Origin of the sequence: Micromonospora sp. WMMD712, from assembly GCF_029581295.1 — a bacterium.
In the GTDB taxonomy this organism is placed as follows: Bacteria; Actinomycetota; Actinomycetes; order Mycobacteriales; family Micromonosporaceae; genus Micromonospora; species Micromonospora carbonacea.
Window position 1 is genome coordinate 6,389,974 of sequence record NZ_CP120743.1, and the last position, 13,213, is coordinate 6,403,186.

General features: G+C 75.8%; 8 protein-coding genes. 4 read left to right on the plus strand and 4 right to left on the minus strand.

Annotated features, from left to right (window positions below):
- Nucleotide 1: 1 nt before the first annotated feature.
- Complete coding sequence (gene gatB / locus O7633_RS27670) at nucleotides 2–1,498, plus strand: Asp-tRNA(Asn)/Glu-tRNA(Gln) amidotransferase subunit GatB (RefSeq protein ID WP_282324495.1); 1,497 nt, start codon at nucleotides 2–4, stop codon at nucleotides 1,496–1,498.
- Between the two features lie 147 nt (nucleotides 1,499–1,645).
- The gene (locus tag O7633_RS27675; RefSeq protein ID WP_282324496.1) at nucleotides 1,646–4,003 is read left to right on the plus strand and encodes a pyruvate dehydrogenase; all 2,358 of its coding nucleotides are present in this window, start codon (nucleotides 1,646–1,648) and stop codon (nucleotides 4,001–4,003) included.
- Between the two features lie 705 nt (nucleotides 4,004–4,708).
- Here the strand turns inward: O7633_RS27675 and O7633_RS27680 are convergent.
- Nucleotides 4,709–6,235, minus strand: coding sequence for a metallophosphoesterase (locus tag O7633_RS27680; protein ID WP_278132799.1), 1,527 nt, complete (start codon nucleotides 6,233–6,235; stop codon nucleotides 4,709–4,711).
- Nucleotides 6,236–6,306: 71 nt separating this feature from the next.
- The gene (locus tag O7633_RS27685) at nucleotides 6,307–7,479 is read right to left on the minus strand and encodes a PQQ-dependent sugar dehydrogenase (RefSeq protein WP_278132801.1); all 1,173 of its coding nucleotides are present in this window, start codon (nucleotides 7,477–7,479) and stop codon (nucleotides 6,307–6,309) included.
- Nucleotides 7,480–7,544: 65 nt separating this feature from the next.
- Here O7633_RS27685 and O7633_RS27690 point away from each other — a divergent pair, with 65 nt between their 5' ends.
- On the plus strand, nucleotides 7,545–8,471 hold the full coding sequence (locus O7633_RS27690; protein WP_278132803.1) for a 2-hydroxyacid dehydrogenase: 927 nt from the start codon (nucleotides 7,545–7,547) through the stop codon (nucleotides 8,469–8,471).
- 23 nt (nucleotides 8,472–8,494) lie between these two features.
- Here the strand turns inward: O7633_RS27690 and O7633_RS27695 are convergent, their stop codons facing one another.
- Nucleotides 8,495–8,869 (minus strand): PH domain-containing protein, encoded by a 375-nt coding sequence (locus tag O7633_RS27695; RefSeq protein WP_282324497.1) that lies wholly within the window; start codon nucleotides 8,867–8,869, stop codon nucleotides 8,495–8,497.
- Between the two features lie 790 nt (nucleotides 8,870–9,659).
- Between O7633_RS27695 and O7633_RS27700 the strand changes: the two genes are divergently transcribed.
- On the plus strand, nucleotides 9,660–11,882 hold the full coding sequence (locus tag O7633_RS27700) for an EAL domain-containing protein (protein ID WP_282328662.1): 2,223 nt from the start codon (nucleotides 9,660–9,662) through the stop codon (nucleotides 11,880–11,882).
- Between the two features lie 33 nt (nucleotides 11,883–11,915).
- Here O7633_RS27700 and O7633_RS27705 read toward each other — a convergent pair whose 3' ends face one another.
- Nucleotides 11,916–12,935 (minus strand): LacI family DNA-binding transcriptional regulator, encoded by a 1,020-nt coding sequence (locus O7633_RS27705; protein ID WP_278132807.1) that lies wholly within the window; start codon nucleotides 12,933–12,935, stop codon nucleotides 11,916–11,918.
- Nucleotides 12,936–13,213: the final 278 nt, after the last annotated feature.

Here is a 13,213-nt window from a genome sequence, read left to right on the forward strand (position 1 = left end):
GATGAGCACGACCACCTTGCCCGCGTACGACGACGTCGTCGCCCGCTACGAGCCGGTGATCGGCCTGGAGACCCACGTCGAGCTGGGCACGAACACCAAGATGTTCTGCGGCTGCCCGACGGACTTCGGGGGCGAGCCGAACACCCGGGTCTGCCCGGTCTGCCTGGGCCTGCCCGGCTCGCTGCCGGTGGCCAACAAGGCGGCGATCGAGGCGACGATCCGGATCGGCCTCGCGCTCAACTGCTCGATCGCCTCGTGGTGCCGGTTCGCCCGGAAGAACTACTTCTACCCGGACATGCCGAAGAACTTCCAGATCAGCCAGTACGACGAGCCGCTCTGCGTCGACGGCTACCTCGACGTCGAGGTGGGCGGCGAGCTGGTGCGCATCGGCATCGAGCGGGTGCACCTGGAGGAGGACACCGGCAAGACCCTGCACGTCGGTGGGGCCACCGGCCGCATCCACGGCGCGACGGAGTCGCTGGTCGACTACAACCGGGCCGGCATCCCCCTCGTGGAGATCGTCACCAAGCCGGTGCCCGGCACCGGGGCGCTGGCCCCCGAGGTGGCCCGCGCGTACGTCACCGAGCTGCGCGACGTGATCCGTTCGCTGGGCGTCTCCGACGTGCGGATGGAGGAGGGGTCGCTGCGCTGCGACGTCAACACCTCCCTCAACCTGTCCGGCCAGGAGTGGGGCACCCGCACCGAGACCAAGAACGTCAACTCGCTGCGCTCGGTGGAGCGGGCGGTCCGCTCGGAGATGCTGCGGCAGGCGTCGGTGCTCGACGCGGGCGGCCGGATCGTCCAGGAGACGCGCCACTTCCACGAGGACACCGGCGACACCACCCCGGGCCGGTCGAAGGAGACCGCGACGGACTACCGCTACTTCCCGGAGCCGGACCTGGTGCCGCTCGCCCCGGACGCCGCCTGGGTGGCCGAGCTGAAGGCGGCCCTGCCGGAGCTGCCCCGGCTGCACCGCCGCCGCCTCCAGGAGCAGTGGGGCCTGTCCGACGCCGACATGCAGTCGGTGCTCAACGCGGGCGCGGTCGAGCTGATCGAGGCGACCGTCGCCGCCGGGGCCACCCCCGCCGCCGCCCGCAAGTGGTGGCTGGGCGAGCTGTCCCGCCGCGCCAACGAGACGGGCGTGGAGCTGGCCGACGTCGGGGCCACCCCGGCGCAGGTCGCCGAGCTGCAGGGCCTCGTCGACGCGGGCAAGCTCAACGACAAGCTGGCCCGCACCGTGCTGGAGGGCGTGGTGGCCGGCGAGGGCTCGCCGACGGAGATCATGACCAACCGGGGCCTGGAGGTCGTCTCCGACACCGGCGCGCTCACCGCCGCCGTGGACGAGGCGATCGCCGCCAACCCGGACATCGCCGAGAAGATCCGCAGCGGCAAGGTCGCGGCGGCGGGTGCGCTGGTCGGCGCGGTCATGAAGACCACCCGTGGCCAGGCCGACGCGAAGACGGTCCGCGAGCTGATCCTCTCCCGCCTCGGCGCCTGAGGTGCAAGGAGGGGACCCTTGTTAACGCTTTCTGTATAGGAAGGGCCCCCTCCTAACGCCCCGCCCGCCCACCCACCCACATACACCCCCACACCCCCACACCCCCCGCGCGGGGCGTCAACGGCGACGCCCGGATGGAGCAACCCCGTGAACCAGCACGACCTCGACGTCCTCGACGAGATCCAGCGGCGGGTGCTCTGGCTCGCCACCCGCATCGTCGACGCGGCCAACCACGACCGGGACACCGGCGACGGGGTAAAGGTCGGCGGGCACCAGGCGTCCAGCGCGTCGCTGGTCACGGCGATGACCGCGCTGTGGTTCGCGCACCTCGACGCCGCCGACCGGGTCGCGGTGAAGCCGCACGCCTCCCCCGTGTTCCACGCGATCCAATACCTGCTGGGCAACCTCGACCGGTCCTACCTGACGCGGCTGCGTGCCCGGGGCGGCCTCCAGTCGTACCCGTCACGCACGAAGGACCCCGACGGCGTCGACTTCTCCACCGGCTCCGTCGGCCTCGGCGCCGCCGCGCCGCTGTTCGCCGCCGTCACCCGCCGGTACGTCGACGCGCACTTCGGCGCGCGCCCCCGCTCCCGGTTCGTGGCGTTGATCGGCGACGCCGAGCTGGACGAGGGCAACATCTGGGAGGCCGTCGCCGACCCGGCCACCACGGGCCTGGGCAACGTGATGTGGCTGGTCGACTTCAACCGGCAGTCCCTCGACCGGGTCGTCCCCGGGGTGCGGATCAACCAGTGGCGCGGCCAGTTCGAGGCCGCCGGCTGGCACGTCGTCGAGGTCAAGTACGGTCGCCGGCTCGCGCGGGCGTACGCCCGGCCGGGCGGGGAGGCGCTGCGCGACTGGATCGACGCGATGCCCAACGAGCAGTACCAGTCGCTGTTCGGGCTGGCCGGGCCGGCGCTGCGGGAGCGGTTCTGCGACGGCGCGCCGGCCGGCATCGCCGAGCTGATCGCCGACGTCGCCGACGACGAGCTGGCCCCGCTCGTCACCGACCTGGGCGGGCACGACCTGGAGGCGATGCTCGACGCGTACGCCCAGTGCGACGCGGTCACCGACCGGCCCAGCGTCGTCTTCGCGTACACCGTGAAGGGTTGGGGGTTGCCCATCGCCGGCAATCCCCGCAACCATTCGGCGCTGCTCACCACCGCGCAGGTCGACGCGCTGCGCGCGGCCCACGGCCTGACCCCCGCCACCGAGTGGGACCGCCTCGACCCGGCGTCGCCGGCCGGCATCCGGGCCGGCGCGCGCCGGGAGGCGCTGTCCCGACCGCCGGCCGGGCGGGCGCTGCCGGTCGCCGTGCCGGAAACCACGAGGGTACGCGCGAGCCGGCCCGTCTCCACCCAGGAGGTCTTCGGCCGGGTGCTGGTGGAGCTGGCCCGCGACGAGGCCGTCGCCCCCTACCTGGTGACCACCGCGCCCGACGTGGCCACCTCGACGAACCTCGCCGGGTTCATCAACAAGACGGGGGTGTTCGCCCCGACCGAGCAGCGGTCCTGGACGGAGGACCGGATGCTGCGCTGGACCGAGAGCCCCGCCGGGCAGCACATCGAGCTGGGCATCTCGGAGATGAACCTGTTCCTGCTGCTCGGCCAGCTCGGCCTGTCGTGGGACCTGTCGGGGCAGCCGCTGCTGCCGGTCGGCACGGTCTACGACCCGTTCGTGCTGCGCGGCCTCGACGCGTTCCTGTACGGCACCTATTCGGGCTCCCGGTTCGTGGTCGCCGGCACCCCGTCGGGCGTCACCCTCGCCCCCGAGGGCGGCGCGCACCAGTCCACGATCACCGCGTCGGTGGGGCTGGAGCTGCCCGGGGTGACGTTCGTCGAGCCCGCGTACGCGGCCACCCTCGACTGGCTGCTCTGCGACGCCCTCGGGCAGATCGCCGCCGGTGGCACGCCGGCCAGCACGGCCGCGCCGGTCGAGGACGGGGCGTACTACTTCCGGCTCAGCACCCGCCCGATCGACCAGGCGCCCTTCGAGGCGGCGCGGGCCCGGCTGGGCGACGCGGTGCTGCGCCGGCAGGCGGTCGCCGGGGCGTACCGGCTGGTCGACGCGCACGCGGCGCATCCGGAGCTGGCCGACGCGCCGGTGGTGCAGCTCGCCGCCTCCGGCGCGGTGCTGCCGGAGGTGCTGGCCGCCGCCGCCGAGCTGGCCGAGGAGGGCGTGGCCGCGCACGTGGTGGACGTGACCAGCCTGGACCGCCTCTACCGGGCGTGGCAGCGCACGTTGCGCCAGGGGGTGCGGACGGCCACCGTGCCGAGCGTGCCGGGGGCGCTGCGGTCGGCGTTCGTCGACCGGGTGCCGGTGGTGACGGTGCACGACGCCGCGTCGCACGCGATGGCCTGGCTCGGCTCGGCCGTCGGCGCCCCGGCGGTGCCGCTGGGCGTGGACGAGTTCGGCCAGTCGGGCAGCGTCCGCGAGCTGTACGAGCTGCACGACCTGCTGCCCGGCAGCATCGTCAACGCGGCCCTGGCCGCCCTCTCGCTGCGCTGACCCCGCCCCCGCCCCCGCCGCGCCCGCCGCCCGCCCTGCTGTGCGCCGCTGCCCGCCGCTGCCCTGCTACGCCGCTACCCGCCGCCGGCCCTGCGGTGCCGCTGCTCTGCCGCGCCGCGGCGCGGGCCGTGCCGCCGCGTGGGCCGCGCCGCCGCGTGGGCTGCGCTGCCGCGTGGGCTGCGCCGCCGCGTGGGCCCAGACCCTGGCGGCCCGTAGCCCGTCGCGCTCCGTGTCGGGTGCCTCGTCGTCACTTTCCGTGGCATCCCCCGCCGGCCTCACCCCGCCCACCTTTCCTTTGCTCTGCACCCAAGGATGCAACACTGGCGCTGACCAGCGCTAACGGCCGGCGTATCCCGGCGATGCCCCTCGGGGTTGATTGCCGAGGGTGACTGTTGCGTCCATGGGTGCAGAGCAAAGGAGTCGAGGAGGTGTGTCGCCCGGCGCGGTTCGGTTACCCGATGTCACGGGCGGCCGTGGCCTGCGGGCCGGTGGGGCCGTAGGCCCGTGGCAGATCCGTGCCGGCAGGTCCGTGGTGGTCCGTGCTGGCAGGGCCGTGGTGGCAGGGCCGAACCCGGCGGCGCGGTGAGCGAGGCGGTGGCGGCGTGGCCGCGAGTGGTGCGGGCACGGGTGGCGTGGCCGCGGGGGTGGGCGTGGGCGCAGGTGGCGTGGCCGTGGGGGCGGGCGCGGGTGGCGGGATCGGCCGGGTCAGCGGGTCGGGGTCGGGGTGACCGGCACCTGGTCGCCGGCCTTCGGGTTCTGCACCACGTGCCGTTCCAGGTTGACCTGCGCCTGCCCGGTGCCGCCGACGGTGATGTCGTCGTATGCCTGGAGCAGCTTGTCCTTGTCGAAGTAGAGCACCGTCATCGACAGCGGGGTGGGCTTCTCGCCCTCCAGGCCGCGCAGCCCCGCGCCGCCGGTGGAACCCTCCACCATCAGCTGCGTCGGCATCTGGCCCGGCGCCTGCGGCAGCTTGGAGATCTGCCGGGCGTGGGTGTGCCCGGCGAGCACCAGCGGGCAGGTGCCCGACAGGGGGCCGGCCGACGCCGGGTCGTGCACCAGCGCGATGTTCACCGGCCTGGGCGACTTGCGCACGGTGGCGGCGAGCTGGTCGCCGGCCCCGATCACCTGGTTGGCGACCTCGCTGGTCAGGCCGCTGCCGGCCGGGGAGGTCTCCTTGTCGGGGGTGAACCGGGGGTCGCCGATGCCGGCGATGGTCAGCCCGGCGACGGTGGTGGTCGAGTTGTTCAGCACGATCGCGTTGGGCTGCTGGGCTACCGCCGCGGCCGTCTTGCCGGAGTCGTGGTTGCCCCGGATGTAGACGTACGGCTTCTTGAGCAGGCCGATCGAGCCGACGAACGACGCCTCGGGCTCGCTGCCCCAGTCGGTGATGTCGCCGGTGTCGATCACCACGTCGATGCCGAACTGCTCCACGACCGTGCGGATGAGCTGCCAGCCCGTCGGGTTGAGGTGCATGTCGGAGACGTGCAGGACCCGGGTGGTGCCGGGGGCCGGCTCGTACACCGGCAGCGCGGAGACGGTGGTGTAGAGCTGGCTGACGTTGCCGACGAGGCGCTGGAGCTGCTCGGCGTACTTGGTGTAGTCGTTGGCGATCCGTCGGGCGTCACCGACGATCGCGGGCGCGTTGACCAGCAGCCCCTCGTACCGGGGCTCCTCGATCGCCTGCGGCCGGATGGTGGAGGCGGCCAGGCCGAGACTGCCGGCGGTGACCAGCAGCGACAGCCCGCCCGCCCAGGCGGTGCGCCGGGTGTCGCGGAACACCAGCCCGGCGAGGACGAGGGTGACCAGCACCGCCGCGCCGACGGTGCGCAGCCCGAGGCGCAGCACCCCGTTGCGGACGTCGGTGACGGCGGACTGGCTGGCCCGGCTGATGCTCGCCGGGTCGTCGATCAGCGCCTCGGTGCGCCGCTGGTCGAGGGCCCCCAGGCCGACGGTGAGGTGGGTGGGCCCGTCGTGGCTGTCGAGCTGGAGCGCGCCCAGCGGCGGGATGTCGACGGTGGTGCCGCCCTCCAGCGAAGGCGTGATGCTCAGCTGCGCGCGGAACGGCCCGATGTCGGTGTGCACCCGCCCGCCGGCGAGGGTGCCGATGACGGCCCCGGCCAGGGCGATCACCAGGACGGCGAGGACCACCCCCGCCCGGCGGACCCGGCCGCGCCCGGCCCTGCGGGGCACGGCTTCGCCGGTGCTGCGCTGTTCGTTCTCCTGCCCGTCCATGCTGAGATTCTGACCTGCCCAGTGAAGGATCTTGGCAAACCCGGGATTCCGGCCCTGTTGGCGGCGGCGGGTCAGCTGCGGCCCGCGCCGCCGTCGGTGAAGACGAGCCGCAGGATCCGGTCGTCCTCGGGGGCCGGCTGGCCCCGCCCGTCGTGGTTGGAGGTGGTGACCCAGATCGACCCGTCCGGGGCGGCGATCGCGCCGCGCAGCCGGCCGTACCGGCGGGTCAGCAGCTCCCGGGGCTGGCCGAGCACGGTGCCGGTGTCGGTCAGCTCGACCAGCCACAGCCGCTGCCCGCGCAGGCAGGCGGTGACCAGCAGCCGCTCGGCCGCCGCGAGCCCCGAGCAGGAGGCGTCGGAGGTGGGCCACTGCACCAGCGGGTCGGCGTACCGGCTGTCGTCGGCCTGGCCCTCGACCTGGGGCCAGCCGTAGTTGCCGCCCTTGGTGACCTGGTTGATCTCGTCCCAGGTGTTCTGGCCGAACTCGACGGCGTACATCCGCTTGCCGGCGTCCCAGGCCAGGCCCTGCACGTTGCGGTGGCCCAGGGACCAGACAGGGGAGCCGGCGAACGGGTTGCCCGGGGCCGGCTTGCCGGCGGTGGTGATCCGCAGGATCTTGCCGCCCAGGTTCTTCTGGTCCTGCGCGGCCTCCCGGTTGCCGGCGTCGCCGGTGCTCGCGTAGAGGAAGCCGTCCGGGCCGAAGGCGAGCCCGCCGCCGTTGTGGATGCCGGCCTTGGGGATGCCGGTCAGGATCGGGGTGGGCGCCCCGTCCAGGTCGAGCTTGACGATCCGGTTGTCGTTCGCGGCGGTGTGGTAGACGAAGATCGTCTGGTCGGTCGCGTAGTCGGGGGAGACCGCGATCCCCATGAGCCCGCCCTCGCCGCCGGGCACCACGCCCGGCACCGTCCGCACCGGGGTGACCGTCAGCCCCTCGCGCCCGGACCCGGGGCCGACCTGGAGGATCCGGCCGCTGTCCCGCTCGGTGACCAGCGCCCCGCCGTCGGGCAGGAACGCCATGCCCCACGGCACCCGCAGCCCCTTGGCCAGCACCGTGGTGACCACCTGCTGACCGGCCCCGGCGGGCGCGGAGACCGACGGGGTGGGCAGGTTGGGCGGCTCGCCGGCCGGGTCCGGCTCGGGCTCGCCGAAGCTGCACCCGGCGGCGGCCAGCAGCAGCGCCGCGCAGGATGCCGCGACGACCGCCCGCAGCGGGCTCTTGCGGTGGTACGGGGCACCGGTGCTCACCCGGCCCAGCCTAGCCGCCCCGGCCGTGCCGCGACGGGGGCCCGCACCGGCTATCGTCGGCGTTCGTGAAGGTCTGGATCCCGCACCCCGCCGGCCGCGCCCTCCTCGGCGAGGTGCCGCCCGGGGTGACCGTCGAGGTGGCCGAGGACCCGTCGCGGCTGCCCTCCGGGGTGGCCGGCGTCCGGTTCTGGGTGCCGCCGTTCCTCTCCGGCGTGGACGCCACCGCCCTGCTCGGCGAGCTGCCCGACCTGCGGGTGGTGCAGCTGCTCTCGGCCGGCGCGGACGCATGGGCGGGCCGGGTGCCGCCCGGGGTGACGCTCTGCGACGCGCGGGGCGTGCACGACGTCGGCACGGCCGAGTGGGTGGTCGCCGCGATCCTGTCCCAGGTGCGCGGCTTCCCCGACTTCGCCGTCGCCCGGTCCCGCCGCGAGTGGGCGTACGACCGGCTCTGCCCGACCGACGAGCTGGCCGGCAAGCGGGTGCTGATCGTCGGGGCGGGGTCGATCGGCGCGGCGGTGCGGGCCCGGCTGGCCCCGTTCGAGGTGACGTTCACCCTGGTCGCCCGGACGGCCCGCCCCGCCGAGGGGGTGCACGGCGTCGACGAGCTGCCCGCGCTGCTGCCCGAGGCCGACGTGGTGGTGCTGCTGGTGCCGCTGACCGACGCGACGCGCGGCCTGGTCGACGAGAAGTTCCTCGCCGCGATGCCCGACGGCGCGCTGCTGGTCAACGCCGCGCGCGGCCCGGTGGCCCGCACCGACGCGCTGGTCGCCGAGCTGGCCGCCGGGCGGCTGCGGGCCGCCCTGGACGTCACCGACCCGGAGCCGCTGCCCGCCGACCACCCGCTGTGGGAGCTGCCGAACGTGCTGCTCACCCCGCACGTCGCCGGCTCGGTGCGCGGGCTGCTGCCCCGGGCGTACCGGCTGGTGGCCGAGCAGGTCCGGCGCTTCGCCGCGGGCGAGCCGCTGGCGAACGCGGTGACGGACGGCTACTGACCGGCCGGCCCACGGCGGTGGGGTCAGGCGGCCGGGCCGGGCAGGGCCTGGCCGGTGACCGCGACGAGCCGGGGCAGTTCGCTGCCGCGCACCCCGGGCAGCACGAGCAGCTCGCCGTCGTCGAGCCGGGCGACCGCCCGCCCCCGGGCGTCGGCGCCCAGCTCGACGACCCGGTCCCAGGCGACCCGGCGCTGCCCGGCCAGCGCCCGCAGGCGCAGCTCCCGGGCGTCGGCCTCGGTGCCGGCCCGCCAGGCCCAGACCCCGATCGCCAGCGGGACGAGCAGCACGGGCACGAAATACCACCCGGCGCTGGCCAGCGGCAGGGCCCCGATGAAGGCGATCACCGCCGCGACCAGGATCGCCTGGTTGTGGCGGAAGCGGACGGTCTCGGTACGCACCCGGAGATGATCCCACCTGGTCGGTGCGGCCCGCCGGCCGGGCGTCGGATGGCCGGTGGGGGGCAGTGACCCGAATCACGCCTACCCGGTCGGCCGCGCCCGCGTCCGGCGGTGACGATGAATCGTTCTCCCGTATCGGGCGGGTTCAACCGCCGCGCCCTGCCATGCCGCTGGCAGGCCCGTCCGCCGGGCGACACCGCCGATCGTCCCGGCCCGGCGACCGCAACCGCCGTGCCGGGCCGCACCGCCCTACCGCATCCGCCCGTGCCCCCTCACGAAGGCGACCGCCGTGCCCGACGCGTACCCCTCAGGTGTTCCCCGCCTGCGCCCCGCCGACCTGCTGGTGCTGGCGGTGGTGGCGCTGCTCCTCCTCGCCGGGCTGGCCGGCGCGGGCCCGCCGCTGGCCGTGGTGGCGCTCGCCGGTGCCGCCGGCAGCGCCCTCGCCGGGGCCCGGCTGTCCCGGCTGGTCGTCCCGGCCAGCGGCGACGACCCCGCCGGGGACGGCGGCGACCGGCCCGGCCCGTGGCGCGGCCCCCGGGTGCGTCCCGCCGCCGGGCTGCTCCACGCGGCGGTGCTCACCGTCGGGCTGACCGTCGCCGTGCTGCCCCTGGCCGCCGCCGGTCTGCGCGTCGCCGTCGGCGCGGCGGGGCTCGGCCTCGCCGCCGTGCTGCACACCGTCGGGCTGCTCCTGCTGCCCGGCCGCACCCGGCTGGCGGCCCGCGCCCGGGTGCGCCACGCGACGGACATCGTCAGCCTGGGCCTGAGCCTGCACTTCGCCGCCTGGGTGCTGATGCCGACGGAGCAGGCCCCGCTCGCCGCCCGGATCGCGGTGGCGTCCGGCGGGTTCGGCTTCGCGGCGGTCGGCGTGGCGGCCCTGGCCGACTGGCGACGCCGCCCGGGCGCGGCGGCCTGCCTCCTGGGCACCGGGGCCGCCCAGTTCGGCCTGCTCGCGCTGATCGTGCTGCTGGCCTACGGCGCGCCGGACCGGGCGGCCCTGGCGACCGTGCCGCCGCTGGTGGCCGGCGTGCTGCTGACCGCGGCCGGGGTCCGGCGGGTGGCCGCCGGCGACCCGAGGCGGGCGGGGGGCCCGCCGCCGGTCTGGCCCCGGGTCAGCGCGCCCGCGGGCATCGCCACCGTGGCCGCCGCCGGGCACCTGGCCGTCTATGGCCCGTTCAGCACCGGCATGGTCCTGCTCGGCCTCTCGGTGATCCCCCCGCTGGTCGTCCGGGAGCTGATCTCCGCAGCCGACAACCGCCGGTACGCCGGCCGGCTCGCCGCGCAGGAGGCGCACTTCCGTGCCCTGGTCTCCGGCGGCAACGACCTGATCCTGCTGCTGGACGACGCGCTGCGGGTGCGTTGGCAGTCCCCGGCGGCGGCCCGGCTCTTCGCCCTCACCGACGCCGACGTGCTCGGCCGGCACTTCGCCGACCTGCTGCACCCGGACGACGCGGGGCGGATCGCGCGGCTGCTCGACCGGGTGCTCGCGGGCGACCGGCCGACGCTGCTGCCGGCCCGGATGCGCGACGGGCACGGGGCGTGGCGGGAGACCGAGTCCACGGTGAGCGACCAGCGCGGGGTGCCCGAGGTCCGCGCGCTCGTGCTGCACGTGCGCGACGTCGGCGAGCGCCGCCGGCTGGAACGCGCGGTGCACCAGCTCGCCGCGACCGACCAGCTCACCGGGCTGGCCAACCGGCAGGAGCTGCTGCGCGAGCTGCGCGCCCGCCGGGACCGGTCGGGGGCGCTGCTGGTGGTCGACCTGCACGGCCTGGGCGTGGTCAACGACGGCCGTGGGCACGCGTTCGGCGACACCGTCGTCGTCGAGGTGGCCCGCCGGCTGCGCGCCGTGGCCGGCCCGGAGGACCTGGTGGCCCGGCTGGTGGGCGACGAGTTCGCGGTGCTCACCGACGCGGGCCCGGTGCTCGCGTACGGGCTGGGCAACCGGCTGCTGGCGGCGCTGGCGGAGCCGTACCGGATGGCGGGCGACGACGAGGTCCGGTTGCAGGCCAACATCGGCCTGGCCGAGGTCCGCGGCGCGGGGCCCGACGACGTGCTGCGCCAGGCGGACCTGGCCCGCCGCCGGGCCGCCCAGCTCGGGCGGGACCGCATCGAGTGGTACGACGCGTACCTGGAGGAGCAGCTGGTGCGGCGGCTCGACCTGGAGCGGGAGCTGCCCGGCGCGGTGGCCCGGGGCGAGCTGGACCTGGTCTACCAGCCGGTGCTGGGGCTGGCCGACCGGCTGCCGGTGGGCACGGAGGCGCTGCTGCGCTGGCGCAGCCCGGTGCTGGGCACGGTGCTGCCGGCCGAGCTGCTGCCGGTCGCCGAGGACCTGGACCTGATCGGCGAGGTGGGCCGCTGGGTGCTGGACCGCGCGTGCCGCCAGCTCGCCGACTGGTCGGCCGGCGACCGGCGGCTGTGGATGTCGGTGAACGTCACCCCGGGGGAGCTGACCGCGCCGGACTTCCTCCGCCGCACGGCGGCGGTGCTGGCCGCCCACGGGGTCCCGGCGGACCGGCTGGTGGTCGAGGTGGCCGAGCCCCGCGTCGGCCCGGAGCTGCCGGCGGTGGTGGCCCGGCTCGCCGGGCTGCGGTCGCTCGGCGTCCGCACGGCCCTGGACGGCTTCCGGGCCGAGCACGCCTCGCTGGCCCAGCTCCGCCGGCTCCCGGTCGACCTGTTGAAGCTGGCCCCGGCGGCGGCGTCCGCGCACCGGCCCGGTGGGGCCGGCATGGGCGGCGCGACCGGCGGGACCGGTATGGGCGGCGTGGCCGGCGCGACCTGTCCGGCCGGCGTGGCGGGAGGGACCGGCGCGGTCCGGCCGCCGCTGACGGACGTGGTGGTCGGCCTGGGCCAACGGCTCGGCCTGGAGGTGGTCGCCGCGGCGCTGGAGACCCCGGCGCAGGTCGACGCGGCGGCGCGGGCCGGCTGCCGGTACGGGCAGGGCCACGCGCTGGCCCGCCCGGCGACCGCCGAGCGGGTGGAGGCGTACCTCGAGGAGTTCCCGTCGGCGTCCCGATGATCGCTTAACCGGTTCAGGCGACGCTGGCCCGGCTCACCGTGCCCGGGGCGGCGCGGTGCTGCCCCGGGGGGTGAGGTGCGCCGTCTCGCCCTGCACGCCGCTGACCGGCTCGCCCGCGATCACCTGGAGCAGCTGCCGGGCGGCGTGCGCGCCGTACGCGGGGATGTCCCGGCCCAGCGCCGTGAGCGGCGGGTGCACGAGCTGGCACAGGGGCGAGTCGTCCCAGGCGACGATGGACAGGTCGCCGGGGACCGTCAGGCCCATCTCCTGGGCCACGGACAGGCCCGCCACCGCCATCACGTCGTTGTCGTAGATGACGGCGGTGGGGCGGTGCGGGGAGCTGAGCAGCCGGCGGGTGGCCCGCGCCCCCTCCTCGCCGGTGTAGTCCGACCAGACCGTGACCGACTCGTCGAGCCCGAGTCGCCGGCACACCTCGGTGAAGGCGTCGCTGCGGACCTCGGTGTGCAGCAGCGAGGGCAGCCCGCCGACCCGGGCGATGCGGCGGTGCCCCAGGGCGACCAGGTATTCCACGGTCTCCACCAGCGCCGTGGCGTCGTCGGACCAGACGTGGGCCAGCCCGCCGGTGTGCCCGGGGCCGCCGATCACCACGGCGGGCAGTTGCAGCTCCTCCAGCGCCGGCACCCGCCGGTCGTCGGTGCGCAGGTCGCAGACGAAGACCCCGTCGACGCGGCGCTCGGCCCACCAGCGGCGGTAGACCGCGATCTCGGCGTCGGGGTCGGCGACCACCTGGAGGGTCAGCGCGTACGAGCGGGCGGACAGCTCGGCCTCGACGCCGCTGATCAGCTCCATGAAGAACGGCTCGATGCCGAGTATCCGGGCCGGGCGGCACAGGGCGAGGCCCACGGCGTTGGCGCTGGCGCCGGAGAGCGCCCGGGCGGCGCTGCTCGGGCTGAACCCGATCTCCGCGGCGATGGCCAGGATGCGCTGGCGGGTCGCCTCGGAGACGCCGGGCTGCCCGTTCAGCGCGTACGAGACCGCGCCCTTGGAGACCCCGGCCCGCCGCGCGACGTCGGCGATGGTCGGCCGCTTCACCGGCGTGTTCCTCCACTTGCTCGGCCCGCCCCCGTGGCGGGTGCACGCTGCCGGGGTGGCCGGCGGCCCTCACGCTACTGCAACCGGCCCGGCCGCCGATCGGGGCCGGGGCCCGTGCGCGGCGCGGCCCCGGGGCGGCGCTTGCGCGGTTAAGCCCCCGCGAGACGCCGGCAAGTTACGGAAAAGGCACCTGGTTAACCGGCCGTTGACACTGCTGAAGCCGGCCCGTACGGTGGCGTCACTTATCCGGTTCAGTCAACGTCTCTCGATGTCGGGAG

Excerpts from the sequence above, each read along its gene's own strand:
- O7633_RS27680 (WP_278132799.1), bottom strand. The coding sequence starts at position 6,235 with ATGGACGGGCAGGAGAACGAACAGCGCAGCACCGGCGAAGCCGTGCCC.
- O7633_RS27700 (WP_282328662.1), top strand. The coding sequence starts at position 9,660 with ATGCCGACGGAGCAGGCCCCGCTCGCCGCCCGGATCGCGGTGGCGTCC.
- gatB (WP_282324495.1), top strand. The coding sequence starts at position 2 with ATGAGCACGACCACCTTGCCCGCGTACGACGACGTCGTCGCCCGCTAC.